The organism is Streptomyces albidicamelliae (assembly GCF_025642175.1).
Lineage (GTDB): Bacteria > Actinomycetota > Actinomycetes > Streptomycetales > Streptomycetaceae > Streptomyces > Streptomyces albidocamelliae.
Map to the genome: position 1 here is coordinate 1185218 of NZ_CP106795.1, position 25114 is coordinate 1210331.

21 protein-coding genes and 2 pseudogenes are annotated in these 25114 nt (G+C 72.5%); 9 read left to right on the forward strand and 14 right to left on the reverse strand.

The features are described 5' to 3' along the window. Positions 1–158: 158 nt before the first annotated feature. The 7 genes from paaE to N8I86_RS05665 all read right to left on the reverse strand — a co-directional run bounded on the left by paaE (position 159) and on the right by N8I86_RS05665 (position 6285). Positions 159–1277: a 1,2-phenylacetyl-CoA epoxidase subunit PaaE gene (gene paaE / locus N8I86_RS05635; RefSeq protein WP_073894713.1), complete on the reverse strand. Its 1119-nt coding sequence runs from the start codon at positions 1275–1277 to the stop codon at positions 159–161. After that, positions 1277–1792: a 1,2-phenylacetyl-CoA epoxidase subunit PaaD gene (gene paaD, locus N8I86_RS05640; protein ID WP_073894714.1), complete on the reverse strand. Its 516-nt coding sequence runs from the start codon at positions 1790–1792 to the stop codon at positions 1277–1279. The genes paaE and paaD overlap by 1 nt, the downstream gene beginning before the upstream one ends. Beyond that, on the reverse strand, positions 1786–2628 hold the full coding sequence (gene paaC, locus N8I86_RS05645; protein ID WP_263277268.1) for a 1,2-phenylacetyl-CoA epoxidase subunit PaaC: 843 nt from the start codon (positions 2626–2628) through the stop codon (positions 1786–1788). Before paaC ends, paaD begins: the two co-directional genes overlap by 7 nt. 9 nt (positions 2629–2637) lie before the next feature. Further along, positions 2638–2940, reverse strand: a complete 303-nt coding sequence (gene paaB / locus N8I86_RS05650; protein WP_073894717.1) for a 1,2-phenylacetyl-CoA epoxidase subunit PaaB — start codon at positions 2938–2940, stop codon at positions 2638–2640. Next, on the reverse strand, positions 2937–3920 hold the full coding sequence (gene paaA, locus N8I86_RS05655; RefSeq protein WP_073894719.1) for a 1,2-phenylacetyl-CoA epoxidase subunit PaaA: 984 nt from the start codon (positions 3918–3920) through the stop codon (positions 2937–2939). Before paaA ends, paaB begins: the two co-directional genes overlap by 4 nt. Positions 3921–4073: 153 nt before the next feature. Next, complete coding sequence (locus tag N8I86_RS05660) at positions 4074–4928, reverse strand: 3-hydroxyacyl-CoA dehydrogenase family protein (protein ID WP_263277269.1); 855 nt, start codon at positions 4926–4928, stop codon at positions 4074–4076. A 133-nt stretch (positions 4929–5061) separates the two neighbouring features. Next, the gene (locus N8I86_RS05665; protein WP_263277270.1) at positions 5062–6285 is read right to left on the reverse strand and encodes a thiolase family protein; all 1224 of its coding nucleotides are present in this window, start codon (positions 6283–6285) and stop codon (positions 5062–5064) included. A 163-nt stretch (positions 6286–6448) separates the two neighbouring features. On the opposite strand from N8I86_RS05665, the gene paaI reads away from it, so the two are divergent. Both paaI and paaK read left to right on the forward strand, forming a co-directional pair. Next, positions 6449–6892 (forward strand): hydroxyphenylacetyl-CoA thioesterase PaaI, encoded by a 444-nt coding sequence (gene paaI, locus N8I86_RS05670; RefSeq protein WP_107423715.1) that lies wholly within the window; start codon positions 6449–6451, stop codon positions 6890–6892. After that, positions 6889–8235, forward strand: a complete 1347-nt coding sequence (gene paaK, locus N8I86_RS05675) for a phenylacetate--CoA ligase PaaK (RefSeq protein ID WP_263277271.1) — start codon at positions 6889–6891, stop codon at positions 8233–8235. The genes paaI and paaK overlap by 4 nt, the downstream gene beginning before the upstream one ends. Positions 8236–8426: 191 nt before the next feature. Here paaK and N8I86_RS05680 read toward each other — a convergent pair whose 3' ends face one another. Further along, on the reverse strand, positions 8427–10493 hold the full coding sequence (locus tag N8I86_RS05680; RefSeq protein ID WP_263277272.1) for a SpoIIE family protein phosphatase: 2067 nt from the start codon (positions 10491–10493) through the stop codon (positions 8427–8429). Positions 10494–10810: 317 nt separating this feature from the next. Here N8I86_RS05680 and N8I86_RS05685 point away from each other — a divergent pair. From N8I86_RS05685 to N8I86_RS05695, 3 genes and pseudogenes are all read left to right on the forward strand, one after another. After that, positions 10811–11026: pseudogene (locus tag N8I86_RS05685) on the forward strand (alpha/beta fold hydrolase); the annotation flags it as partial. Then, on the forward strand, positions 11023–11247 hold the full coding sequence (locus N8I86_RS05690) for a hypothetical protein (RefSeq protein WP_263277273.1): 225 nt from the start codon (positions 11023–11025) through the stop codon (positions 11245–11247). The pseudogene N8I86_RS05685 and the gene N8I86_RS05690, both read left to right, overlap by 4 nt. A 94-nt stretch (positions 11248–11341) precedes the next feature. Next, a complete protein-coding gene (locus N8I86_RS05695; RefSeq protein WP_073894729.1) occupies positions 11342–12163 on the forward strand; it encodes an SCO6745 family protein in 822 nt (273 codons plus the stop codon). A gap of 84 nt (positions 12164–12247) precedes the next feature. Here N8I86_RS05695 and N8I86_RS05700 read toward each other — a convergent pair whose 3' ends face one another. Both N8I86_RS05700 and N8I86_RS05705 read right to left on the reverse strand, forming a co-directional pair. Next, entirely contained in the window at positions 12248–13972 is a 1725-nt protein-coding gene (locus tag N8I86_RS05700) for an acyl-CoA dehydrogenase family protein (protein WP_073894731.1), read from the reverse strand. A gap of 94 nt (positions 13973–14066) precedes the next feature. Next, positions 14067–14639 (reverse strand): PadR family transcriptional regulator, encoded by a 573-nt coding sequence (locus tag N8I86_RS05705; protein ID WP_073894732.1) that lies wholly within the window; start codon positions 14637–14639, stop codon positions 14067–14069. A gap of 195 nt (positions 14640–14834) precedes the next feature. Between N8I86_RS05705 and N8I86_RS05710 the strand changes: the two genes are divergently transcribed. Next, a complete protein-coding gene (locus N8I86_RS05710) occupies positions 14835–17207 on the forward strand; it encodes a SpoIIE family protein phosphatase (protein WP_263277274.1) in 2373 nt (790 codons plus the stop codon). 73 nt (positions 17208–17280) lie between these two features. Here the strand turns inward: N8I86_RS05710 and N8I86_RS05715 are convergent, their stop codons facing one another. Continuing rightward, a complete protein-coding gene (locus N8I86_RS05715; RefSeq protein WP_263277275.1) occupies positions 17281–18882 on the reverse strand; it encodes a M4 family metallopeptidase in 1602 nt (533 codons plus the stop codon). A gap of 142 nt (positions 18883–19024) precedes the next feature. Next, positions 19025–20005, reverse strand: coding sequence for a LysR family transcriptional regulator (locus N8I86_RS05720; protein WP_263277276.1), 981 nt, complete (start codon positions 20003–20005; stop codon positions 19025–19027). A 394-nt stretch (positions 20006–20399) separates the two neighbouring features. On the opposite strand from N8I86_RS05720, the gene N8I86_RS05725 reads away from it, so the two are divergent. Then, positions 20400–21620, forward strand: coding sequence for a metallophosphoesterase (locus tag N8I86_RS05725; protein ID WP_123438778.1), 1221 nt, complete (start codon positions 20400–20402; stop codon positions 21618–21620). A gap of 153 nt (positions 21621–21773) precedes the next feature. Here N8I86_RS05725 and N8I86_RS05730 read toward each other — a convergent pair whose 3' ends face one another. Continuing rightward, on the reverse strand, positions 21774–21941 hold the full coding sequence (locus N8I86_RS05730; RefSeq protein WP_263277277.1) for a hypothetical protein: 168 nt from the start codon (positions 21939–21941) through the stop codon (positions 21774–21776). A gap of 691 nt (positions 21942–22632) precedes the next feature. On the opposite strand from N8I86_RS05730, the pseudogene N8I86_RS39560 reads away from it, so the two are divergent. After that, positions 22633–23632, forward strand: a pseudogene (locus N8I86_RS39560) (IS630 family transposase). A gap of 28 nt (positions 23633–23660) precedes the next feature. Here the strand turns inward: N8I86_RS39560 and N8I86_RS05745 are convergent. Further along, a complete protein-coding gene (locus tag N8I86_RS05745; protein WP_263277279.1) occupies positions 23661–24533 on the reverse strand; it encodes an SDR family oxidoreductase in 873 nt (290 codons plus the stop codon). 144 nt (positions 24534–24677) lie between these two features. On the opposite strand from N8I86_RS05745, the gene N8I86_RS05750 reads away from it, so the two are divergent. Then, positions 24678–25082 (forward strand): winged helix-turn-helix transcriptional regulator, encoded by a 405-nt coding sequence (locus tag N8I86_RS05750; protein WP_073894746.1) that lies wholly within the window; start codon positions 24678–24680, stop codon positions 25080–25082. The last annotated feature ends 32 nt before the right edge of the window (positions 25083–25114 follow it).

Below are 25114 nucleotides of genomic sequence, written 5' to 3' on the forward strand. Positions count from 1 at the left end.
GCTCCCGGCTCACCGCACCCGAACTGCGCACGGCGCTGCGCGACCGCGGCAGCGGCCTGTGGCGCAGGGACGACGACGCCGGCGACTGGCGGCCGTGGGAGGGGTGACCGTCGCCGTCCCTTCCGGCGCCGCCGACGGGATTCCGGACTCCCCGCCCCTCAGCTGTCGTAGTCGACGGTCAGGGTCTCGGAGACCGGGTAGGTCTGGCAGGTCAGCACGTATCCCGCGTCCACCTCCGCCGGTTCCAGCGCGTAGTTGCGGCGCATGTCCGCCTTGCCGTCGGTGATGTGGGCGCGGCAGGTGCCGCAGACACCGCCCTTGCAGGCGAAGGGCAGGTCGGGGCGGACCCGGGCCGCGGCGTCGAGGATGGTGGACTCGCGGGAGAGCGCGGAGGTGGTGGAGCGCCCGTCCAGGACGACGGTGACCTGGCTGACCGGGCCGTCGGCCGCGGGCTCCTCGTGGCGGGCCGTCACGACCGGCTCGTCCCCGGCGAAGAACAGCTCCTGGTGGATCCGGTCGTCCGGCACGCCCAGCTCGGCCAGGACGCGCTGGGCGTCGAGGACCATGCCGTGCGGACCGCACAGCCACCAGTGGTCGGCCTCGGAGACGTCGACCAGGCCGTCGATGAGGGCGGCCAGCCGCTCGGCGTCCAGCCGGCCGGAGAGCAGTTCGGCCTCGCGCGGCTCGCGGGACAGCACGTGGGCGAGCTGGAACCGGGCCGGGTAGAGGTCCTTCAGGTCGGCGAGCTCGTCGGCGAACATCACCGAGCCCGTGCGACGGTTGCCGTAGAACAGGGTGACCCGGGAGGACTCGTCGGCGGCGAGGACCGACTCGGCGATGGAGACCATGGGCGTGATGCCCGAGCCGGCCGCGACGAGCACGTGGTGTCCGGGGACGGTCAGGTCGGGGGTGAAGGCGCCGACCGGGCCCATCACCTCGACGGTGTCGCCCGGCTCGACCTCGTTCACCAGCCAGGAGGAGAACAGGCCGCCGGGGACCACCCGGACGCCGATCCGGGGCCGGGTGCCCGCCGGGGAGCAGATCGAGTACGAGCGCCGCTCGTCGCGTCCCTCCACCTCGCGGCGCAGGGTGAGCGACTGGCCGGGCTCGAAGGCGAACTCCTGCGCCAGCTCGTCGGGGATGTCGAAGCTCACCGCGACCGCGTCCTCGCACAGCCGCTCGATCGCCGCGACCCGCAAGGTGTGGAACGCCGGGCGGCGACGGGTGCGCCGCACCGGGGCGGGGGCCGCGTCGGCGGGGGCCAACAGGTCCTCCATCAGATCTCCTTGACGTACTCGAACGGTTCGCGGCAGGCGCGGCAGCGCCACAGCGCCTTGCAGGAGGTGGCGCCGAACCGGGAGGTCTCCTCCGTGTCCGTGGCGCCGCAGCGCGGGCAGGCCACCGCCTCGCGGGTGGCCGACAGCACCAGCGGCACGGGGCCCGCCGCCGGGCGGGGCGCCGGCCCGGGCGGGGCGATGCCGTGCTCGGCGAGCTTGCGGCGGCCCTCGGCGGTGATCCAGTCGGTGGTCCACGGCGGGTCCAGGACCGTGCGCACCTCCACCCGCTCGTATCCGGCGCCCTTCAGCCGCGCGGACACCTCGGCCCGCATCTCGGACATGGCGGGGCAGCCGGAGTAGGTGGGCGTGAGGTCGGCGACGACCGTGCCCTCGGGCGTCACCCGCACCTCACGCAGCACGCCGAGGTCGGCGAGGGTGAGCATGGGCAGCTCGGGGTCGGGCACCTGCTCGGCGATGTGCCGGGCGCGCCCGACGTCGGTGAGGACGGTCACCATGTCGCCTCCGGGTGCGCGCGGGCCACGCTCTGCAGTTCCGTCAGCAGCGGGGCGAGGTGCCCGGTGTGCTCGCCCTCGCGCCCGGAACCGGCCGCCGGCTCAGCGATGCCCGGGACGTCCGGCAGCGACAGCGTGGCGGCCTCGGCGACCTGGTGCAGCACGCCGAGGACGCCCTCCTCGGCGTCGTGGGCCGTGACCACCTCGCGCAGGTACGGCACCACCGCGTCGAGTCCGGCCTGCATGCGCCGGTGCGACTCCGCGGTGCCGTCGCCGAGCCGGACGACCCACTCGGCCGCGTACTGGCGGTGGTACGTCAGCTCCTTCACGCCCTTGGCGGCGATGGCGGCGAGCACCGGGTCGGCGGAGCCGGCGAGGCGCTCGAAACCGGCCAGCCGCGCGCTGGCGAGGACCAGCAGCCGTGCCATGGAGAACGCGAAGTCGCCGTTGGGCAGTTCGGCCAGGGTCACGTTGCGGAAGTCGTCCGCGTCGCGGAAGTAGGCGTAGGCGTCCTCGCTCCGGCCGGTGCCGTCGACCTGGCCGCAGCGGGCGTACAGCAGCCGGGCCTGGCCGAGGAGGTCGAGCCCGATGTTGGCGAGGGCGACCTCCTCCTCCAGCTCCGGGGCGCGGGTGGTCCACTCGGCCAGCCGCTGGGCGGTGACGAGCGCGTCGTCGCCGAGTGCGAGGCAGCACGCGGCCAGTTCGGCCCGGTCGACGCCCTCGGGGACGTCCGTGCTGACGCCGTACAGCGGGTCCTCGAACCCCGTGCCGAAGGCCCAGCGGGCGTCGCTGTCCTCGTGTCCCTCGGCCAGGGACAGGTAGACGTGATCGTCGCTCATGACCTGCTCCTAGATGTGCGGGACGTCGTCGGGGATGTCGTAGAAGGTGGGGTGCCGGTAGACCTTGTCGGCGCTCGGGTCGAAGAAGGGGTCCTTCTCGTCGCGGGTGGAGGCCGTGATGTGCTCGGAGCGCACCACCCAGATGCTCACGCCTTCGTTGCGCCGGGTGTACAGGTCACGGGCGTGGGTGAGGGCCATGCGGTCGTCGGCCGCGTGCAGGGAGCCGACGTGGACGTGGTTGAGTCCCCGCTTGCCCCGTACGAAGACCTCGTACAGCGGCCACCCGTCCTTCTTCGCCTGCGTGTCGCTCATGCCACTGCTCCGTTCTGCGTCCTGGCGGCCTGCTTGGCGGCGTGCGCGGCTGCCGCCTCGCGCACCCAGGCACCCTCCTCGTGCGCGGCCCGGCGCCGCGCCATCCGCTCCTCGTTGCACGGCCCGTCGCCCGTGATCACCCGCTTGAGCTCGGACCAGTCGGGGGTGCCGAAGTCGTACCGGCCGCGGTCCTCGTTCCAGCGCAGGTCCGGGTCGGGCAGGGTCACGCCGAGCTTCTCGGCCTGCGGCACGGTCATGTCGACGAACCGCTGGCGCAGTTCGTCGTTGCTGTGCCGCTTGATCTTCCAGGCCATGGACCGCGCCGAGTTGGGCGAGTCGTCGTCGGGCGGGCCGAACATCATCAGGGACGGCCACCACCAGCGGTCCACGGCGTCCTGGACCATCGCGCGCTGGGCGTCGGTGCCGCGCATCATCGTCATCAGCAGTTCGTAGCCCTGCCGCTGGTGGAAGGACTCCTCCTTGCAGATGCGGACCATCGCGCGGGCGTAGGGGCCGTAGGAGCTGCGGCACAGCGGCACCTGGTTGCAGATGGCGGCGCCGTCGACGAACCAGCCGATGACGCCGACGTCGGCGAAGTTCCGCGTCGGGTAGTTGAAGATCGACGAGTACTTCTGACGGCCTTCGAGCAGCCGCTCGGTCAGGTCGGCGCGGTCGACGCCGAGGGTCTCGGCCGCCGAGTACAGGTACAGCCCGTGGCCGGCCTCGTCCTGGACCTTGGCGAACAGGATCGCCTTGCGGCGCAGGGACGGCGCGCGGGTGATCCACTCGCCCTCCGGCTGCATGCCGATGATCTCCGAGTGGGCGTGCTGCGCCACCTGCCGGACCAGCGTCTTGCGGTAGCCGTCCGGCATCCAGTCCCGGGGCTCGATCCGCTGGTCGCGGGCGATCGTGTCCTCGAACCGCTTCTGGAGTTCGGGCGGCGCCTCGTCCACCGACGGGGACCCGGCCTGTGCAGTCATCCCTACCACCAATCCCAACCGACCGTTCGTTCGGTTCATGATATGACGAGTTCCCGCGATTGTGGAAGTGGTGACCGCCCGGAACCCGGCCGCGGGACCGGAGAAGGTCGGGCCGACCGGGCCGGAGGTCACTCCCGGTCGGCCGGGCAGAGGTCACTCCCAGGTGTAGAAACCCTGGCCGCTCTTCCTCCCGAGCTCCCCGCGCGCGACCTTGTCGCGCAGCAGCCGCGGTGGGGCGAAGCGCTCGCCGAGGGTGGCGTGCAGGTGCTCGGCGATGGCGAGGCGCACGTCGAGTCCGACCAGGTCGGTGAGGCGAAGGGGGCCCATCGGGTGCTTGTAGCCCAGCCGCATGGCGTCGTCGATGGCCTCGGGTTCGGCGACCCCGGACTCGACCATGCGGATCGCCTCCAGGCCCAGGGCCACGCCCAGCCGGCTGCTGGCGAAGCCCGGGGAGTCCTTGACGACGACGTCCTTCTTGCCCAGGCAGCGGATCCAGTCCAGCGCGCTGCGCAGGGTGTCGTCGCCGGTGGCGGGGGCGACGACGATCTCGACGAGTTCGGAGGCCGGCACCGGGTTGAAGAAGTGCATGCCGAGGAAGCGGCCGGGCCTGGTGAGCGCGGAGCCGAGTTCGGCCACCGAGAGCGAACTGGTGTTGCTGGCCAGGACCGTCCGCGCGGCCACCACCTTCTCGGCCGCCGCCAGCAGGGCCGCCTTGAGCCCGGCGTCCTCGAAGACGGCTTCGACGACGAGATCGGCGTGCGCGGGCAGGTCCGCGACCGAGGCGACGGTCGTGACGCGGCCGAGCACCCGGTCCGCGGGTTCGGCGAGCCGGTCGCGTTCGGCCGCCCGCCTCAGCCCGGTGGCCACCCGTTCGAGCGCCTGGGCCGCCGAGCGCGCGTCGCTCTCGACGATCGTGACGGCCGATCCCGCCGTCGCGAAGGACTGGGCGATGCCGGCGCCCATACGGCCACCGCCGATCACTCCCACGACTGCCGGTGCTGCGGTCATGCTCGGGCCCCCTTCTCCGGGAATCGGGTCGTGTGCCGCGCGTCGACGGCGTCGCGTACGTCCGGGCGGTGAGGGGAGACGACGAACCGGCCCCCGGACTCCGCCGGCCGGACGGAGTCGTGTCCGGCGGATGTCATGGGCGCTCCACGAGCATGGCCACGCCCTGCCCCACGCCCACACAGAGGGTGGCCAGGCCCCGGCGGGCGTCCTCCCGCTCCATGCGGCCGAGCAGGGTGAGCAGGATGCGGGAGCCGGAGCAGCCCAGCGGGTGGCCGAGGGCGATCGCGCCGCCGTCGGCGTTGACCTTCTCCTCGTCCAGCTTGAGCCGGCGGAGGACGGCCAGGGCCTGGACGGCGAACGCCTCGTTCAGTTCGACGGCGCCCAGGTCCGCCGTCTCCCAGCCCGCGCGGGTCAGCGCCTTCTGGGTGGCGGGCACCGGGCCGAGTCCCATGACGTTCGGCTGGACCCCGGCGGAGGCCGAGGTGACGATGCGGGCCCGCGGGGTGAGGCCGTACCGCCGCACGGCAGCGGCGCCGGCCACGACCAGCGCGGAGGCGCCGTCGGAGAGCGGCGAGGAGGAACCGGCGGTCACGATGCCGTCCGGCCGGAAGATGGTGCGCAGCGTGCCCAGCTTCTCCAGGGTCGTGCCGGGGCGCGGCCCCTCGTCGCGGGTGACCTCGCCGTCCTTGACGGCGACCGGGACGATCTCCCGGTCGAAGTGCCCGGCCCGCTGCGCCGCGACGGCGCGCTGGTGGCTGCGCAGCGCGAAGGCGTCGGACTCGGCGCGGCCGATGCCGTCCAGGGCCGCGATCTCCTCGGCGGTCTCGCCCATGGACAGGGTGACCTTGACCGTCTCCGGGCCCGCGTCGTGGGGCACCTCGCGGTCGGCCGCGGCGAACCGGGGGTTGGTGAAGCGCCAGCCCAGGGCGGTGTCGTGGACCGCGCCCGGCTTGGCCCACGGAGTGCCCGGCTTCTCCATGACCCAGGGCGCCCGGGTCATGGACTCCACTCCCCCGGCGACGACCAGGTCGGCCTCGCCCGACCGGATCGCCTGGGCCGCCGAGGCGATCGCCGTCAGCCCGGAGGCGCACAGCCGGTTCACGGTGTAGCCGGGCACGGTGTGCGGGAGGCCGGCCAGCAGCACCGCCATCCTGGCCACGTCGCGGTTGTCCTCGCCGGCCTGGTTGGCGGCGCCCAGGATCACCTCGTCCACGGCCTCCGCGGGGATGCCGGAGCGTCGTACGGCCTCGCCGACGACCAGGGCCGCGAGGTCGTCGGGGCGCACGGTGGCGAGGGCGCCGCCGTAGCGCCCCTGTGGCGTGCGGGCACCGTCGATCAGGAATACCTCGTCGGACACGGACGGCCTCCTCAAAAGACGTGCGGAACGTGGGTGCGGATGACGCGTGGAGCGCGGCCGGGAGCGGATCCCCGGGCCCTGCGGCCACCTCTTGACATGCCCGGATGTTGCTGGATTACTTGGCCGTGCCGCACGCTAACCGAATGTTCGGTCGGGACACAAGATGGTGGATACAGTGACGCAGGCCGCCGGCAGTGCAGACGGACCGGTCGAGGCGATGTTCTTCGCGGACGAAGCCTCCCGGCGACTGGGAATCGAACTCGTGCGGCACGGCCCGGGGACCGCCGTGCTGCGCATGACCGTGACCCCCGCGATGGTGAACGGCCACAGGATCGCCCACGGCGGGTACCTCTTCCTCCTCGCCGACAGCGCCTTCGCCTGCGCCTGCAACAGCCACGGCCCGGTGACGGTGGCGGCGGGAGCCGGCATCGACTTCGTGGCCCCGGTGTACGAGGGTGATGTCCTGGAGGCCACCGCCGAGGAGCGCACCCGGTTCGGCCGCAGCGGCATCTACGACGTAACGGTGATGCGCGGTGACGAGGTGGTCGCGGAGTTCCGTGGCCGCAGCCGCGTCCTGAGGGGCAGCACTTCCAAGGAGTCGCGATGAGCATCGAGCTGAAGACCACCCCGGCCGCCGGTGGGCGCCGCGGCGAGCCCTGTCCCCCGGAACTGCTGGACGCCGCGGAGCACTTGACCCAGGACGAGCTGCGGGATCTCCAGCTGCGCCGGCTGAGGTCGACGCTGAAGCACGCCTACGACAACGTGGAGCTGTACCGCAAGAAGTTCGACGACGCAGGCGTCGGCCCGGGCGACTGCCGGACGCTGGAGGACCTGGCCCGCTTCCCCTTCACCACGAAGGCGGACCTGCGGGACACCTACCCCTTCGGCATGTTCGCCGTCCCCATGTCCGAGGTCCGCCGCATCCACGCGTCCAGCGGCACGACCGGGCGCCCCACCGTCGTCGGGTACACCGAGAACGACATCTCCACCTGGGCCGACCTGATCGCCCGCTCGATCCGCGCCGCGGGCGGCCGCCCCGGCCACAAGGTGCACATCAGCTACGGCTACGGCCTGTTCACCGGCGGGCTGGGAGCCCACTACGGCGCCGAGCGCGCCGGCTGCACCGTCATCCCCGCCTCGGGCGGCATGACGGCCCGCCAGGTGCAGATCATCCAGGACTTCCAGCCCGAGATCATCATGGTCACCCCGTCCTACATGCTCACGCTGCTCGACGAGTTCGAGCGCCAGGGCGTGGACCCCCGCTCCACGTCCCTGCGGATCGGCATCTTCGGCGCGGAGCCGTGGACGGAGGCGATGCGCCGCGAGATCGAGGAGCGCATGGACATCCACGCCGTCGACATCTACGGCCTCTCCGAGGTGATGGGGCCGGGCGTGGCCCAGGAGTGCGTGGAGACCAAGGACGGTCTGCACGTGTGGGAGGACCACTTCCGCCCGGAGGTCGTCGACCCCCTCACGGACGAGGTCCTGCCCGACGGCGAGGCGGGAGAGCTCGTCTTCACCTCGCTCACCAAGGAGGCGCTGCCCGTCATCCGGTACCGCACGCGCGATCTGACCCGGCTGCTGCCCGGGACGGCGCGCCCGGCCTTCCGCCGCATCGAGAAGATCACCGGCCGCTGCGACGACATGATCATCCTGCGCGGGGTGAACGTCTTCCCCAGCCAGATCGAGGAGATCGTCCTGCGCACGCCGGGCGTCGCGCCCCACTTCCAGATCCAGCTCGCCCGGCGCGGCCGCATGGACCACATGACGGTCCGCGTGGAGGCCCGCGCCGACTGCCCGCCCGAGACGCGCGAGGCCGCCGCGGGGCTGATCGCCAAGGGAGTCAAGGACGGCGTCGGCGTCACCGTGGACGTGGCGATCGTCGAACCGGAGACGCTGGAGCGCTCGCTCGGCAAGCTCCGGCGCGTGAAGGACCTCCGCGGGGAGTGACGGCGGGCCCGCCGCGGGAGCCCGCGCGCTCACGGCCGGGCGGGCTCACGGCCGCACGGGCTCACGGCCGGGCGAGCTCACGGCCGGGCGAGCTCACGGCCGGGCGAGCTCAGGGCCGCGCGGGCTCACGGCCGGGCGGGCTCACGGCCGCGCGGGGCTCACGGCCGCGCGGGGCTCACGGCCGCGCGGGCTCACGGCCGCGCGCGGGCGATGAGCAGCGCCACGTCGTCCTCGCCGCCGGGCCTGCGCAGGATCTCCAGGACGCGGTCGCAGGTGTCCTCCAGCTCGCGGCCACGGGTGGTGGTGAAGGCGTCGAGGAGGACGTCCAGGCGGGCGTCGATCGGTTCGCTGCGGGTCTCGACCAGGCCGTCGGTGTAGAGGGCGAGTTCGTCGCCCGGGTGGAAGGCGACGGTGGCGGCCTCGAAGGGCACGCCGCCGACGCCGAGCGGTGCCCCGGTGGGCAGGTCGAGCAGCCGGGCCGCGCTGCCGGCACACCGCAGGACCGGGGGCAGATGGCCGGCGAGACAGATCTCGCACCGGGCGCTGTGGGGGTCGCAGACGCAGTAGATGCAGGTGGCGATGGTCTGCTCGATGCCCTCGGTCAGATGGTCCAGGTGGTGCAGGGCCTCCGCGGGAGCGAGATCGAGTTCGGCGAAGGCCCGTGCGGCGCTGCGGAGCTGGCCCATCGCGGCGGCCGCGTTGATGCCGCTGCCCATGACGTCCCCGACGACCAGGGCGGTCTTGTCGCCGCGCAGCGGTATGGCGTCGTACCAGTCACCGCCGATCTCGCTCGTCGCACCGGCGGGCTGGTAGCGGCAGGCGACCTCCAGGCCCGGCAGGTGCGAGGGGAGTTCGGGCAGCAGACTGCGCTGGAGGGTGAGGGCGGCGTGGCGCTGCGCCTGGTATCCACGGGCGTTGTCGATGCAGACGGCGGCCCTCGCGGCCAGTTCCCAGGCGAGGAAGGCGTCGTCGTCGTCGAACGGCGCGGGATTGCGGGTGCGTACGAGGTCGAGGGCGCCCAGCACCTCGCCCCGGGCCATCAGCGGTACGGCCAGGTAGGAGTGCACGCCCGCCGACTCCAGCAGGGCGGCGGCCTCGCCGTGCCGGGCGATGCGCTCCAGGTCCTCACGCGTGGTGTGGGGCACCACCACCGGTTTGCGGGTCCGCACGCACTGGGTGATCAGACGGTCGCTGTCGTAGCCGGCCAGTCCGCCCGGCGGGTCGGCCGCACGGGCCGCGTCGGAGGTGTGGGCGGAGTTGACGGCGAGGGCGCGGAAGACGGCGGGCCCCTCGTCCGGCTCGGCCCGCCCGTCGAGGGCGCTGTCGAGCACGTCCACCGCGGCCACGTCCGCGAGGACCGGCACGACGATCTCGGCGAGCTCCCGCGCTGTCGACACCACGTCGAGGGTGCTCCCCACACAGGCGGAGGCCTCGGCGATCAGCGCCAGCCGCTGCCGGCCGCGGGCCGCCTCCACGGTGGCCCGGTGGCGCTCGGTGACGTCGATGACCGAGTAGGCGAGGCCCAGCACCTTCCCGGTGGAGTCCTCCAGCCGGTAGTACGAGACGGACCAGGCGTGCTCGTGGTCCGGGTCGTTGGGCGGGCGGCAGACGATCTCCCGGTTCACCACCGACTCGCCCGTCTCCAGGACGCGGCGCAGACGCGCCTCGGGATCGGTGTTCAGGTAGGTCAGGATCTCCCCGGCGGACCGGCCGAGACGGTCGGCGGCGGACTGGCCGGTGATGCGTTCGAGAGCGGGGTTCACGGCCACGTACCGCAGGTCGGGGTCCAGGATGGCCAGCCCCACCGGGGACTGGGAGACGAGGCGCATGGCCAGGGCCGCGTCTCGCTCGACCCGCGCCACACTGGCCCGGTCCGCGGCGAGGCCCAGGGTGTAGACGTCACCGAGGTCGTCCAGCAGCCGCATGTTGCGGAACTCGACCAGCCGGGTCGTGCCGTCCTTGTGCCGGACGGGGAAGACCCCGGCCCAGTCGGTGTCCGATTCCATGACCTCGGCGAACAGCCCGATCACCCGGTCCCGGTCCTCCTCGTGGACCGTCAGGGCGGCGGCGTGCTGCCCGAGCGCCTCCGCGGCGGTGTAGCCGAACAATTCCTCGGCCTTCGGACTCCAGAAGACCACCTGCCCGTCCGCGTTCAGGACCACGGCGGCGACACTGAGCAGGTCCAGCAGCCCGCTGGGCGGCGCGGTGGGCGCCGCCGACCGGCCGTCACCCGTCCGGGAGGACTCCGTCGTGCCCATGCCTCATTGTCCTCCCACTCGCTCGGCTCGCCCGGCTCGTGCGCGTCGACGGCGGGCCCGCCGCTCTCCATGGTCGTACCGGACACCCGGCGGCACACCTCTGGACCCCGCCCGTGCCCCCTCCTTGACATCCGCTCCCCGCCCCGGAAGGCTACCGACCAGTAGGTATGGAGGGTGGATCGTGACCGAGCTGAGCATCGCCACCGGCACGGGCGTCTTCGACGCCCTCGGGCGGGCCCGCCCGAGGGGCGCCCGCCGACCAGCGCGGGTACTCCCCCGGCGTCCGCCCGGAGCGGCCCGAGGACTACCGCACGGACCTCCTCGTCGACGACGTGACCGCGATCGCCGTCGCACTCGGCTGGGCGTCGTTCGATCTGGTCGGCCACGACTGGGGAGGCACGGTGGCCCGGTGGACCACGCATGCCCACCCCGGCCGCGTCCGCACCCTGACGGTCGTCTCCACCGCCACCCGGGCGCTCTGGCCACCACCCTGCGCACCGACGAGGACCGGCGCGGACGCTCGCGGTACATGATCGACTGGCGCGAGACGCCCGCGACCGAGGAGCGCATGCTCGCCGATGACGCCCGGGTGCTGCGCGGCCTCTACGCCGGGAAGGTCCCGCCCGAGCACGCCGGGGACCATCTGCGCCGACCGTCCCGGCCGGGTGCGCTCACCGCGGCGCAGAACGGGTACCGGGCCGGCCGCCCCGACGCCGCGATCGGCGCCGTCGAGGCGCCCACTCGGAGGCACTGAACCGCCTGCTGCTCGACCGCCCGCGCGCGCACGACGCGCACTGATCCGCGGCCTGGCCACCGTCCCGTTCACCCACCGACCGAAGAGGTACCCCATGAAGACAGCGCGTGCCGCCTGGCGCCGCCTCGAGCCCGTGCACGCCATGATCTACTTCGTCCCCGAGGGGAGGCGGCGGTACGCGGAGCTCGGACTGAACGGCCCCGCCGGGTACTTCGCCTCGCGCAGCGCCCCGTTCGGGCCGGTGCCCGCCGAGCTGGTCGTCTCGGCCTTCTACAACTTCCACCCCGGCCTGGTGCGCGGGGCGCTGGACGGGGCCTGGGACACGACGACACCGGGGCAGGTGCTGGACGCGCGGTACGCGGCGGCGGACGAGGCTCTGCGGCGCGTGGGGGTCCACGAACTGCCCCACCTGGACGAGGTCGTGGCGCTGGCCCGCCGTGCCGCCGAGGCGGCCTGCGCACACCCGCAGGGCCGCCCTCTGTTCGCCGCGCACGCCGCGCTGCCCTGGCCCGAGGAGCCGCTCCTCCAGCTGTGGCACGCCCAGACGCTCCTGCGGGAGTTCCGTGGCGACGGCCATGTCGCGTCCCTGCTGAGCGAGGGCGTCGGCGGCCTGGAGGCCCTGCTGCTGCACGCCGCGACCGGGGAGGTGTCCGTCAGCGTGCTCAAGGCGACCCGTGCCTGGCCCGAGGAGGAGTGGACCGGCACCCGGGAACGGCTGCGCGAGCGCGGCCTCCTCGACGGCGACGGACTCAGCCCGGAAGGCGAACGCCTGCGCGCGCACATCGAGGACCGCACCGACCGCCTGGCCCTGCCCGCCTACGGCGCCCTCGGGGAGGCCGGCTGCGAGCGGCTCGCGGAGCTCGCTCGCCCCTACGGCCGCACGGTGGTCGACGCCGGCCTGCTCAAGCTCCGCTGACCCGCCCGCCACCGAACGGCGCTGCTGCCGACGGTACTTCGCGGCGGCCGGCGTGCCGATCACGCCGGCCGCCGCCTCACCGGGTCAGGGGGCCATCTCGTACGCGCCGGCCAGCGCCTCGACCCGCTGCCAGACCCGCTCCGTGCGCGCCTCGTCCACGACCGGCCGCCGGACCGAGCCCAGCGCCCAGGCCTGCTGGCGCTCGGTCGCCGAGTCCTTGCCGTGCAGTTCGACGGCGTGTGCGGAGAAGTCCCGCACGAGGACCGCGAAGAGCTCGTCGAGGACGTCCTCGTCCAGTCCGGTCAGGGCGGCCTGCTCCAGGACGAGCTGCCCGTGCACGACGAGCGCGAAGAGCTGGCCGACGGCGAGGAGCAGGTCGAGGTCGCGGCTCTGCTCGGCGTCCGGGGCGGCCGTGGTCGCGAACTCGCACAGCGCGTCCGCCTGTTCGCGGAAGCGGACCACGTTGGGCAGGTGCGGGTAGGCGTCGAACGCGGGCCGCCAGTCGTGGAAGCGCACCGAGCCGAGACCGCGGGCCGGACCCTGCCGGAACAGGAAGTCGTCGTCGGCCGCGTCGAGACGCGTCGGCACGGCGGGGTAGTCGGCCGGGTCGAGGAGGTGGCTGCGCATGAACTTCAGGATCAGCGCCAGGTTGACGTGGACCGTGCCCTCCAGCTTCGGCAGACCGCGGATCTCCACGGCGGCCTGGCCGAAGTAGTTGTCCTTCTCGAAGCCCTTGGCCGCGATGACGTCCCACATCAGGTCGATGACCTTCTCGCCCTCCGTGGTCACCTTCATCTTCGTCATCGGGTTGAAGAGCAGGTACCGGCGGTCGTCCGGACCTGCGGAACGGAAGTAGTCGACGGCGCGGTCGCTGAAGGACTTCATGCCGACGAGCCGGACGTACGCGTCCGTCAACTCGCGCCGCACGTGCGGGAAGGCGGTGACGGGACGGCCGTAGAGGACCCGGTTGTGGGCGTGGGTGACGGCCTCGTACATCGCGTGCTCGCAGATGCCTATCGACGCGGTGCACAGGTTGAACTTGCCGACGTTGACGGTGTTGAGGGCGGCGTCGAAGGCGGCGCGGCCGGTGTGCAGCACGTCCCCGGCCGCCACGGGGTAGTCCTCCAGACGGAACTCGCTGACGAACTTCGAGGAGTCGACGACGTTCTTCACCAGGTGGTAGGCCGGGTGGCGGCTGTCGGCGGCGAAGAACACGTAGCCGTCGGGACCCTCGACGTCGGTACGGCGGCCGAAGACCGAGACGAGTCCGGCGGCGTTGCCGTTGCCGATGTAGTACTTGGAGCCGGTGGCGCGGAAGCCGCCGTCGCCGTCGGGCTCCAGCAGCATGTCGGTGGAGTAGATGTCGGCGCCGTGGGTCTTCTCCGACAGGCCGAACGCGAACACCTCTCCCTCGGCGAGGAGTTCGGCGGCGCGGGCGCGGGCGTCGGCGTTGTCGCTCTGCCAGACCGGGCCGAGACCGAGGATGGTGACCTGCCAGGCGTACCAGTAGTCGAGGCCGTAGAAGCCGAGGATCTCGTTGAGCGCGGCGATCCGGGCGGTGTCCCACCGCTTGTCGGGCTCCGTCGCGGCCGCGGCGGAGGACGGCGTCAGGAAGGTGGCGAAGAGGTTCTCCTTCGCCGCGAAGGCGAGGAAGTCGCCGAGCCAGGCGCGGGTGCGGTAGTCCTCGATCAGCCGCCGCTTCCCGCGCTCCTCGAACCAGTCGACGGTGGCCCGCAGCAGGCGGCGCGTCTCGGGGTCGAAGTGCGCGGGGTCGTACGTACGCGGGTTGAACAGCAGCTGGTCAGCCATGGGTGTGACGCCTTTCGGCCGGTGGGCGGATGGGAGGGGGGAGGTCCGGCGGGGGCCGGAGCCGGACCGGTGCGGCGGGCGGCCGGTACGGCGGTCAGCGGCCGGGCCCGAACCCGGCCAGCGTGGCGAGCACGTCGTCCAGCCAGTCGATCATCATGCGCTCGTACGCGATGCCGCCGCGCAGGACGACGTGCTGGAGCTCGCGTTCCGCGTCGAGCGGGGCCTGCGCGGCGGCGGAACCCGGCTCCGGCGCCGGGAAGTCGCGCGCCTGACCGGCGAGGTAGTGCGCCAGTTGGTCCCGGTGCGCCTGCCGGTGCCGCTCCACCTCGTGGATCAGGGCGGTCGGATCGTCGAAGGCGGCGCCCCGGATCTTCACGGCCAGGTCGTGCCGGACGCTCTCCGGCTCGATCGGATCGTGCAGCCAGGAGGACAGCGCGGCCCGGCCGAGATCGGCGACGGAGTACTCCTTCTTGTCCGGCCGGCCCTGCTGCGGGACGTCCCGGACGTCGACCCAGCCGTCGTCCTGCATGCGCTTGAGTACGCGGTAGATCTGCTGGTGGGTCGCGGTCCAGAAGTAGCCGATGGACCGGCCGAACCGCCGCGCGAGCTCATAGCCGGATCCCGGCTTCTCCAGGAGCGACACCAGGATCGCGTGTTCGAGCGCCATGACGTCGATCCTTCTATGCAACTCGTTGCATAGCAAGCGTCGCCCGCCCCGATGCGACGCGGCTCACCCCGCCACGCCCCGTCGTGGTGGCGGTCCCCCGACCCGTGACCGCCTTGCCGGCGGGGTGATCACGTGTGCGGTTGTCGTCCGTCGTGCGGCACGGGATGCTGAGGGAGCACGGAGGGAAGCGGTGCCATGGATCGTTTTCCGCATGCGGCCAACGTGGATTTCCGCAGTCCGCTGGACCTCTCCAAGGCCGCCACCGCGGTACTGGACGCCGAAGGCCGTGTTTCCGGATGGGGGTCCTCGGCCCAGCGTCTCCTGGGACACGCGGCCGAGGACGTGCTCGGCCGGCCCGCCGCCCGGCTGCTGGCGGCGGCCCCCGCGACGCGGCTGTCCACCCTCTGCAAGGCGCCCGGCCCCCGCAGCGCGATTCTGGACCTCCGCTGCGGCGACGGGGGCACCCTGCGCGCGGCCGTGACCTGCTGCCCGCTCTCGCACCGGGGCGAGGCCGCGACCGTCGTCGTCGCGGCCGGCCTGGAGACGCTGCGCGGCTGGGAGGTGCAGCTGGCCATGCTCCAGGGACTGGCGACCGAGTCCCCCGTGGGCCTGACGATCTTCGACAACGACATGCGCGTCGTCTGGGGGAACGTCTCCACCGATCTGGAACTCGCGGGGATCGGCCAGTACATCGGCCGGCCGGCGTCGGACCTCTTCCCCGAGGGCGAGTTCATCTCCCGCCACCACCCCCCGGACGAGGACCAGATCATGGAGCACGTGATGACGACGGGGGAGCCCATCATGGGCATGCACTATCGCGGCCGCGCTCCCGCCGACCCCGTGCGCGAGCACGTGTGGTCCTGCTCCTACCACCGGCTGGTGGACGCCCGGGGCGAACCGCTGGGACTCTTCGAGGAGTCCCTGGACATCACCGACCGCTACCGCGCCCAGGAGCGCCTGTCCCTGCTCGTGCGGGCCGGAAAGCGCATCGGGGCCTCGCTGGACGTCCGGCGCACCGCCGCGGAACTCGCTGACGTGGCCGTGCCGCAGCTGGCCGACGAGGTGCTGGTGGACCTGCCGCCTGCGGTCATCGAGGGCCGGCAGCCGCCCACCGGCTCGGCGCCGGGACACAGCCTGCTCCGGATGCACGGCCGCACGCCGGAGGAGTTCCGGACCAGTCCCGTCTCCTATCCCCCGTCGTCCCTGCAGGCCACGAGTCTGGCCACCAGCCGTCCCGTCGTCGACGTCGGCCCGCCCGGCTCGCTCGGCGGGCCGGAATCGGACGGCTCGTACTCCTGCCTCTTCGTCCCGCTGATCACCCGCGACGCGGTCCTGGGTCTCGCCACCTTCCGGCGCAGCAGCAATCCCGACCCCTTCGGCGCCGAGGAGCAGGCGCTGGCCGTGGAACTGGCCGAGCGGGCCGCCGTCGGCATCGACAACGCCCGCCGCTACACCAGCCAGCACGCGGCGGCCCTGGTACTGCAGCGCAGCCTGCTGCCGCAGCGCCTGCCCGAGCAGAGCGCGGTCGACGTGGCGTACCGCTATCTGCCGGCCGACAGCCGCGTGGGCGTGGGCGGCGACTGGTTCGACGTGATCCCGCTGTCCGGTGCCCGGGTGGGGCTGACCGTCGGCGACGTGGTGGGCCACGGCGTGCACGCGGCCGCGGCCATGGGCCGGTTGCGGGCCACCGTAAGGACGCTGGCCCTGCTGGACCTGGATCCGGCCGAGCTGCTGACCCGGCTGGACGACCTGGTCGCGCAGGACTCGGAGTCCGGCGCGGACGACGGGATGAGCGCCGAGGCACTCGGGGTGACCTGTCTCTACGCGATCTACGATCCGGTCAGCGGCCGGTGCGTCTGGGCGAGCGCGGGCCACCCGCCGCCGATCGTGGCCGACGCGAACGGAGCGGTGGCCCTGTCCGCGCTGGCGCCGGGGCCGCCCCTGGGGCTGGGCGGCCTGCCGTACGAGAACGTCGAGCTGAGCCTGTCCGGCGGCAGCGTGGTGGCGTTGTTCACGGACGGTGTCGTGGAGGACCGGCGCACCGACATCGACAGCGGCATCGACCGCCTGGCGCAGATCCTCGCCTGGCAGCGCTGCCCGGTGGAGGAGCTGTGCGACCGGGCGCTGGCGGCACTGCCCCCCGGACCGCAGGCGGACGACGCCACCCTGTTGCTGGTCCGTACCCGGCGGCTCGGCCCCGACCGGGTGACGGACCTGGAGCTGCCCCCCGACCCGGCGATGGTGGCGCGCGCCCGCACGCTCGCCGGGCGCCAGCTGGCGGACTGGGGCCTGTCCGAACTGTCGTTCACCGCCGAACTCGTGGTGAGCGAGCTGGTCACCAACGGCATCCGGTACGCCACCGGGCCCGTGATGCTACGGCTGATCAGGGACCGCTGTCTGCTGTGCGAGGTGTCCGACAACGCGCACACGGCCCCTCATCTGCGGCGCGCGCGCCGGGACGACGAGGGGGGCCGCGGCCTGTTCCTCGTCGCCCAGATGACGCAGCGCTGGGGCACGCGGTACACCTCGTCCGGGAAGACCATCTGGGCCGAACTGGCCCTGCCGTGACGGCCGGTTCGGTGGCGTACGCCTTTGGAGGTCACCCGGACGAGGTGGTTCCCCGCGCCGTGGACGCGGTGGGTCAGGAGACGTTGACCGCGCTCCAGGCCGCGGCCACGGTGGCGTACTCGGTGCTGGTGGCGCCGTAGAGGTCCTTCGCCGCGTTCAGCGTGGCCGTGCGGGCGCCCTTGTAGTCCGTGGTGGAGGTCATGTAGACGGTCAGCGCCCGGTACCAGATGGCGGAGGCCTTCTTGTTGCCGATGCCGGTGACGGTGGAGCCGTTGCAGGTGGGGCTGTTGTACGAGACGCCGTTGACGGTCTTCGCTCCGCTGCCCTCGCTCGCCAGGTAGAACCAGTGGTTGCCGACACCCGAGGAGTAGTGCACGTCGAGCCGGCCGACCGACTTCGACCAGCAGTCGGCCGAACGGCCGTCCAGGGACGGCTTGTCGAAGCGGCGCAGCCACGGCGGGGTGGACTGGTCGCTGAAGAGGTAGTCGGGGGTGTCGACCGGGTTGGCCGCGTACCACTCGACCATGGTGCCGAGGATGTCGCTGGTGGCCTCGTTCAGGCCGCCCGACTCGCCGCTGTAGCGCAGGTTGGCGGTGGCGGAGGTGACGCCGTGGGTCATCTCGTGGCCCATGGTGTCGAGGTCGACCTGCTCGGGGTCGGTGGTGCCGTCGCCGTCTCCGGTCAGCATGCAGAAGCAGGTGTCCGACCACTGGGCGTTGTCCCAGTTGGTGCCGACGTGGACGAAGACGGTGGCGCCGCGGCCGTCGTTCTTGATGCCGTTGCGGCCGAAGGTGGTCTTGTAGTAGTCGAAGGTCTTCGCGGTGTTGGCGTGCGCGTCGACGGCGGCGGTGGCGCGGTCGGTGGAGAACTTCCGGCCATCGCCCCAGGTGTTGTCGGCGTCGGTGAACAGGGTGCCGGAGGTGCTCTTCACGGAGGAGGACGACAGGTTGTGGGCGTCCTTGGTGATGTGGCCGCGGACCGGGTCGATCAGCGCGTAACTGCCGTCGGCCTGCTGGGTGGTGTCGATGCCGATGTCTCCGGTGTACTCGGAGTGGCCGGTGCCGGTCGCCTCGCGCTCGGCGTCGTAGTTCTCGATCGCGGCGCCGGTGGTGGCGTCGGTGACGAAGACCTCGCCGTGCGGCTGGCCCTTGTCGCCCACTCCCTGCACGGTGGTGCGCCAGGCCAGGCGGGGGCGGCCGTCGGCGGCCCACACGATCAGCTGCGGGGTGGACTTGGCGTTGCGCACCGACCCGATCGCGCGCTTCAGGGCCTTGGCCGCGGTCCCCTTGGCGCCGACGGCGGGCGTGAGGGATCCGAGGGCGATCCCGTGGGCCTTGGCGCGGGTCGATCCCTTGAGGGAGCCGTCGGCCTTCTGGTGGACGACGAAGTCGCCGCCGACGACGGGGAGGCCGTGGTAGGTCCGCTCGAAGCGCACGTGCTGGGTGCCGTCGGCGTCGATGACGACGTCCTTCGCCCGGAGCTTCTGGCCCGCGCCGAAGCCGAAGGTGCCGGCGTGCCGGGTCACGTTCGCCTCGGCTCTGGATATCGCCGTGTCGTGGAGGGAGCCGGCGTGCGGGACCGGGTCCGGTTGCGCGTGCGCGGGCATCGCCGTCGCGCCCGTGGTGATGACACCGGCTGCGACCATCGCGGAAAGGGCGAGAAGGGGACGGGACATGAGGGGAGTTCCTTCGCTCGTCGTGGGGTGACGACGTCCGTGGACGTTGACGCGAAGTGTTCAACAGGTGACATGTCCCTGACGTGACTTCATCTGGACTATAACGGCGGAGTTATAGGGCACGCGGCCGCGGCCCGGCCGGTCAGCAGCCCCCGCCGTGGGCGAACTCCCGTCCCCCGTCCTCCCACCAGGCCAGATACCGGGGCCGCTCCCGCACCAGGGACAGATAGGCGGCCAGCAGACGCTCACTCGCCGCGTCGGCGAGTTCCGGCCGGACCGATTCCGTGTTCCAGGCCAGCAGCAGCCGCCGGTGGAACGGGACGTCCACGAGCGGCCGCTGCACGGTGCCGCGGGCGGAGACGTCGGCGGTCGGCCACACCCCGCAGACCGCGTGCCGGCCGGCGACCAGGAGCTGCGCCACGGACAGGTCCGGCGTCACATGGGCGATGCGCGGGGTGAATCCGGCCGACTGGCAGGTGAGATGGAGGTAGGCGTGCACGCCGCTCTCGTCCGCCTCCGGCATCACCCAGTCCTCCCCGGCCAGTTCCTGCAGGTGGACGCTCTCCTGACGGGCCAGCGGATGATCCTCGGCGAGCAGCACGAAGACCGGCTCGCGCAGCAGGGTGCGGGTCGCCACCGACTCCCCGACCGGAAGGGGGAAGCCCGGGAACTCGGCGAGCACCGCGATGTCGCACTTCGCCAGGCTCAACGACTTCACCAGGGTGTGCACGGACCGGCGGGCGTCTATGGTGAGCCGTCGCTCCGGGACCAGTTCGAAGAGCGCGGACACCAGCAGGGAGACCAGGGGGCCGGCGGTTCCGCCCGCCCTCAGCGGGGCCGTGGCCTGCTGGTCCGCCTCCGCCGCCGAGCGCGCGTGCTCACGCAGCCGGTCGAAGCCGTCGACCAGGTCACGGGCGCAGCGCAGGACGTACTGACCGTTCTCGGTGGGCTGCACCCCGTCGGCGCCGCGGACGAAGAGCGGGCCGCCCAGTTCCTGCTCGATCCGCTTCAGCTGGGCGCTCGTGGCCGGCTGCGACAGTTGCAGCCGGGCGGCGGCCTTGCGGATGCTGCCGGACTCGGCGACGGTGAGCAGGACACGCAGGTGCCGGAACTCGAGGTGCATGAACCATCCCCGCTCAGCGCGGAGGTGCCCCTGCACCCCCCGTGACCAGCAGAACCAGCTGCCCTGCGGCATGGTGACCAAGAATCCGACGGACCGTTGAAGGCGGCAACCACGGAACGGCAAAACCTGTGCGCGACCTGTGGACCGTGACGCCCAGGGGGCCGCGCAGCCCGTGGGCCCTGGCGCCCGAGGCCGTGGCGCCCGGGGGTCGGGAAGCTCGTGGACCGTGGCGGCCGACGACCGTGGCGCCGGGGGGCCGTGGTACCCGGAGGCCGGCTCATGCGTCGTGGAGAACCCTTCCCGCCGGGCGCCGTACCCTTGAACACCCGTCCGGCCGGCCCGGGAACCACCGGATACAGTGCGCGGGACGGCAGCCTGCTCAGGGAGGACGAGCGTGACCGACACCGGCAACATCCGGCCCGCCGACAGTGAGGCGCGAGCGCCACGGCCGAGCCGGCTGCACCGCCTGATGCGGTACGTCCCCCTGATCGCCCCCGTCCTGCTGTGGGCCGTGCCCTGCGGGGTGCTCCTGTACACCGGCCAGCACTGGCCGCTGCCCGTCACGTCGGCCGGCACCGCCCTGTGCGCCCTCGGCCTCGTCACCATGCCGCTCGCGATGGTGCACGGACACGGCCGGCGCCAGCGGGACCGGGCGGCGATCGTCGGAGACACCCTCCTGGGCACCAGCTGGATCCTGTTCACCTGGTCCGTCCTGCTGGGCGTCCTCCTGCGGCTCGCCCTGACGGTGGCCGGGGTCGGGGAGAGTCAGGACCGAGCCCGCATCGTCACCTGGGCCGTCCTCGGGGTGACCGCCGTACTCCTCGCCTGGGGGTACGCCGAGGCACGCCGCGTGCCCCGCGTGCGCCGACTCGACGTGCGACTCCCGCGGCTGGGCGCCGGGTTGGACGGCCTCCGCGTCGTCCTCGTCACCGACACCCACTACGGCCCGCTCGATCGCGCTCGCTGGTCGGAGCGGGTGTGCGAGACGGTGAACACGCTGGAAGCCGATCTGGTGTGCCACACGGGCGACATCGCGGACGGCACCGCCGAGCGTCGCCGCGCCCAGGCCGTCCCGCTCGGCACCGTGCGGGCCACCCGGGCCCGTGTGTACGTCACCGGCAACCACGAGTACTACAGCGAGGCGCAGGGCTGGGTCGACCTGATGGACGAGCTGGGCTGGGAGCCGCTGCGCAACCGCCATCTGCTGCTCGAACGCGGGGGCGACACCCTCGTGGTCGCCGGCGTGGACGATGTCACCGCCGAGTCCTCCGGCCTGGCGGGCCACCGTGCCCACCTCGCGGGGGCCCTGGACGGAGCCGACCCCGACCTGCCCGTCCTGCTGCTGGCGCACCAGCCGAAGTTCGTCGACCGGGCGGCGGCCGAGGGCATCGACCTCCAGCTCTCCGGCCATACCCACGGGGGCCAGATCTGGCCCTTCCACCACCTGGTCCGCCTGGACCAGCCCGCCCTGGCCGGCCTCAGCCGCCACGGCACCCGCACCCTCCTCTACACCAGCCGCGGCACCGGCTTCTGGGGCCCGCCGTTCCGTGTCTTCGCCCCCAGCGAGATCACCCTGCTGGTACTCCGCTCCCCGCACCGGCCCACCTCGCGGTAGCACCGGCTGGGCCGAGGCACCCGCCGGGGCTTTCCTGACCCGCGCCTGCCCAGGGGTCAGCGGGTGCGGGTCGGCGATGAGTCGGCGGGCCTGTTCCGTGTACACGTCAAGGTCCCTGATGCCGTCCGGGCGCCGTGCGACGAGGAGGTGCCCTCAGAGGCTCGCCTCCCGGGCTGCGGCAACCAGCCGCTCCTCGGCGGCCTGATCGGGCGCCGCGCGGGAGGACGGCGCGAGCGGGATCAGCCGTCCGCCGGCCGCGTCCACGGCGCCGGCGCTGACCACCCCATCGCACACCCGGTGGATGCGGGTACTGTCCGCCACCCGGTCCCGTACCTCCCAGGGTCTCGGAAACAATCCGCAACCCCGTCCCGCCGGACGGAACTTCGGCCCTCAGGCCGCAGAGAGGGTCACAAGTGCCAGAGGTGTACGGCAATCGGCCTGCCAGCGATCGGCGGCCAGATATGCCCGGTACTCACTGACCGGACGAAGACGACCCACCCCACAGCATGCGCACCCCTATGACCGCCACGACCAGTGTCCCGGCGCACCAGCGGGGAGTCGCCCCTGTCTCACGGCCTCTCCCTCGCCACGGCAGTGACGGTGCCGTCCCGTGAGCGGGACCGGGTGCGGCGGGGGCGGTGCTATGGCGTGGGAGGTGGGCGGCGGGGGCGGGTCGGACGCTGGGCGGGCGGCTGAGACTGACCGGGCGCGGCCCGCGACGGGCGGGCCCGGACAGGCAGAGGTGGCTGTGCTGGCGAGCGGACGCCGGGGCAAGAACAGCGAGGTGCTGGCGCGGCGGAAGGCGGCGCTCGACCGTGCCGTGTCGGGCCAGTCGGCCTTCACTTCCTTCCTGAGTTGCCTGCTTCGCCTGGCCAGCCGGCACGAGGTGACACTGGTGTCCTGCAACACCGCCTCTTCACGGTCTTGGTCGTTCATGCTGTCCTCGGTGAGCCGTGTGCAGGAACGACATGCTTGCGGCGTCCGAGCGTCGCCCGTGCGGTAATACCGGGACATGCGGTATCCACAAGGAGGCGGGCTGACTGCCGAACGACAGCAGTTCCGCGGGGCGTTACGGCTCAAGGCGGCCGAGCGGTTCGCCCAGGGCGAGGCGAGCTCGGTCATCATCGAGGCTCTGCGCGTCAACGTCCGCTCGGTACAACGGTGGCGGCAGAAGTGGGACGAGGGCGGTCCGCGGGCCCTGCGGTCGCAGGGGCCGGCCTCGCTGCCGAGGCTGACCCAGGAGCAGTTCGCGCAGCTGGAGGCGGAGCTGGCCAAGCGGCCGGCCGAGCACGGCTGGGAGGACCAGCGCTGGACACTGGCGCGGATCAAGACGGTGATCGGTCGGTGCTTTCACATGGTCTACACGATCCAGGGCGTGCGGAAACTGCTGGCCCGTAACGGCTGATCCTGGCAGGTCCCGGCCCGACGGGCCATGGAGCGGGACGACGGGGTGGTGGCCGGGTGGGTCAAGGAGGTGTGGCCCTGCGCGGAAGACTCGCGGCGGCCCACGGAGCCTGACTCGTCTTCGAGGACGAAGCCGGATTCTCCATGACGCCGCCGCACGCGAAGACCTGGTCACCGCGCGGCCGGGTGCGGGTCCGCGGCCGCTCCCGTAGACGGATCTCCATCGCCGCGCTGACCTGCTACAAACTCGGTCACCGCTCCAGGCTCATCTACCGGCCCCGCCATGACGCCGGCCGTCGCGATGGGCGCAAGAGCTTCTCCTGGCGCGACTACCGGGACCTGTTGATCGCAGCACACCAGCAGCTCGGCGGCCCGATCGTTCTCGTCTGGGACAACCTCAACGTCCACAAGGCCGCCGACCTGCAAGAGTTCGCCGAGGCCCGGGACTGGCTGACCACCTACTATCTGCCGCCCTACGCACCCGACCTCAACCCGGTCGAGGGGATATGGTCCCTCCTGCGACGCGGCTGGCTCTCCAACGTCGCCACCGCAGCGAACTCATGGACGGCTGCCTCGCCGAGACCGGCCTGACGATCAGACCCACCTGAGCAAGCCGGCCACATCACAAGTTCAACCTCAGTGATGCAGGGCGGCCGCGAGTGCCTCGGCCAGGGTCACGGGCGGGCGGCCGATCAGGCGGCGCAAGTCGCCAGAGTCGGTGTACATCTCGCCACGGTTCATGCCGCGGTCAGCGTCAGCGAGGACCTCCGCCAGCTCGGCGGGTAGGCCCGCGGCGGCCAGTACCTGGGCGAAGTCGGCCACCGGGAGGTCAGCGTAGGTAACCTGCTTTCCGGCCGCAGCGGAGATCGCGGCGGCGAGCTCAGTCAGGGTGAAGGATTCGTCGCCGCCGAGCTCGTACACGGCGCCGGTGTGGCCTTCAGCGGTGAGGACGACCGCTGCGGCCTCGGCGTAGTCGGCGCGGGACGCGGCGCTGATCCGCCCCTCGCCCGCGGCGCCGACGACCGCGCCGTTCTGCAGGATCTGCGGCAGTTGGCTGGTGTAATTCTCCAGGTACCAGCCGTTGCGCAGCAGCACGCTGGGGATTCCGCGGTCCCGCAGATACGCCTCGGTCTCGCCGTGCGTGGCACCGATGACGGTGGTGGCCGTGTCCGCGTGCGTCGTGCTCGTGTACGCCACTAGCGACACGCCTGCGGACGCCGCGGCGTCGATCACGCGGCGGTGGTTGGCGACCCGCTCGCCCACGGGGACCGAGGCCGAGATCAGCAGCAGCCTTTCCGCCCCCGCGAATGCCTCCGCCAGGCCGTCGGTGTCCGCGAAGTCGGCGCGGCGTACCGTGATGCCTCGGTCGGCCAGATCCTTGATTCCGGCGATGTCCCGGCCGGTCGCGACGATGTCCGCGGCCGGGATCCCGCGCCGCAGGAGTGCCTCGACGGTGAGCCTGCCCAGCTGGCCGGTGGCTCCGGTGACGACGATCGGCATGATGGTCATTCCTTCCTTCCGCGCGTGCCTCGCACGCCTGCCGCGGTCCGTCCGCAGCGGGATGGAACACAGAATGACCTGGACACTCTCTGTTGGGGAGTAGCCACTTATTGGTAGGGTACTTACCGCAGCGAAAGCATTGAGGTGAGCCGTATGGCTGCTGTCGAGAATGTGACCGGGCGCATGCCGTCATTCGATCCGTACGAGCGCGGCTGCCCGTCGCGGGACCTGCTCGACCAGATCGGCAGCAAGTGGGCGGTCCTCGTGCTCGGCGAACTCGGCCGGAACGGGACCTCCCGGTTCGGCCAGCTCCGGCAGGCGCTGGCGGGCGTGAGCGAGAAGATGCTCACCCAGACGCTGCGCACCCTCGAACGCGACGGGCTGGTCAGCCGGACCGTCTACCCAGAGGTGCCGCCGCACGTGGAGTATGAGCTGACCGCGCTCGGCCAGACGCTACGGGAACCGCTTAAGGCGCTCACGGAGTGGTCCGTACTGCACATCGAAGAGGTCATCACCGCCCGCGAAGAGTACGACGACCGCACTGAGCGCACCAGGTAGTCGGCGGCGGCCAGCGGTCTGGTTATAGACGG

Bases quoted from the DNA above. Each gene is read 5' to 3' on its own strand.
- paaE (WP_073894713.1), bottom strand. From the start codon at position 1,277: ATGGAGGACCTGTTGGCCCCCGCCGACGCGGCCCCCGCCCCGGTGCGG.
- paaD (WP_073894714.1), bottom strand. From the start codon at position 1,792: ATGGTGACCGTCCTCACCGACGTCGGGCGCGCCCGGCACATCGCCGAG.
- paaC (WP_263277268.1), bottom strand. From the start codon at position 2,628: ATGAGCGACGATCACGTCTACCTGTCCCTGGCCGAGGGACACGAGGAC.
- paaB (WP_073894717.1), bottom strand. From the start codon at position 2,940: ATGAGCGACACGCAGGCGAAGAAGGACGGGTGGCCGCTGTACGAGGTC.
- paaA (WP_073894719.1), bottom strand. From the start codon at position 3,920: ATGACTGCACAGGCCGGGTCCCCGTCGGTGGACGAGGCGCCGCCCGAA.
- N8I86_RS05660 (WP_263277269.1), bottom strand. From the start codon at position 4,928: ATGACCGCAGCACCGGCAGTCGTGGGAGTGATCGGCGGTGGCCGTATG.
- paaI (WP_107423715.1), top strand. From the start codon at position 6,449: ATGGTGGATACAGTGACGCAGGCCGCCGGCAGTGCAGACGGACCGGTC.
- paaK (WP_263277271.1), top strand. From the start codon at position 6,889: ATGAGCATCGAGCTGAAGACCACCCCGGCCGCCGGTGGGCGCCGCGGC.
- N8I86_RS05680 (WP_263277272.1), bottom strand. From the start codon at position 10,493: ATGGGCACGACGGAGTCCTCCCGGACGGGTGACGGCCGGTCGGCGGCG.
- N8I86_RS05690 (WP_263277273.1), top strand. From the start codon at position 11,023: ATGATCGACTGGCGCGAGACGCCCGCGACCGAGGAGCGCATGCTCGCC.
- N8I86_RS05695 (WP_073894729.1), top strand. From the start codon at position 11,342: ATGAAGACAGCGCGTGCCGCCTGGCGCCGCCTCGAGCCCGTGCACGCC.
- N8I86_RS05700 (WP_073894731.1), bottom strand. From the start codon at position 13,972: ATGGCTGACCAGCTGCTGTTCAACCCGCGTACGTACGACCCCGCGCAC.
- N8I86_RS05705 (WP_073894732.1), bottom strand. From the start codon at position 14,639: ATGGCGCTCGAACACGCGATCCTGGTGTCGCTCCTGGAGAAGCCGGGA.
- N8I86_RS05710 (WP_263277274.1), top strand. From the start codon at position 14,835: ATGGATCGTTTTCCGCATGCGGCCAACGTGGATTTCCGCAGTCCGCTG.
- N8I86_RS05715 (WP_263277275.1), bottom strand. From the start codon at position 18,882: ATGTCCCGTCCCCTTCTCGCCCTTTCCGCGATGGTCGCAGCCGGTGTC.
- N8I86_RS05720 (WP_263277276.1), bottom strand. From the start codon at position 20,005: ATGCACCTCGAGTTCCGGCACCTGCGTGTCCTGCTCACCGTCGCCGAG.
- N8I86_RS05745 (WP_263277279.1), bottom strand. From the start codon at position 24,533: ATGACCATCATGCCGATCGTCGTCACCGGAGCCACCGGCCAGCTGGGC.
- N8I86_RS05750 (WP_073894746.1), top strand. From the start codon at position 24,678: ATGGCTGCTGTCGAGAATGTGACCGGGCGCATGCCGTCATTCGATCCG.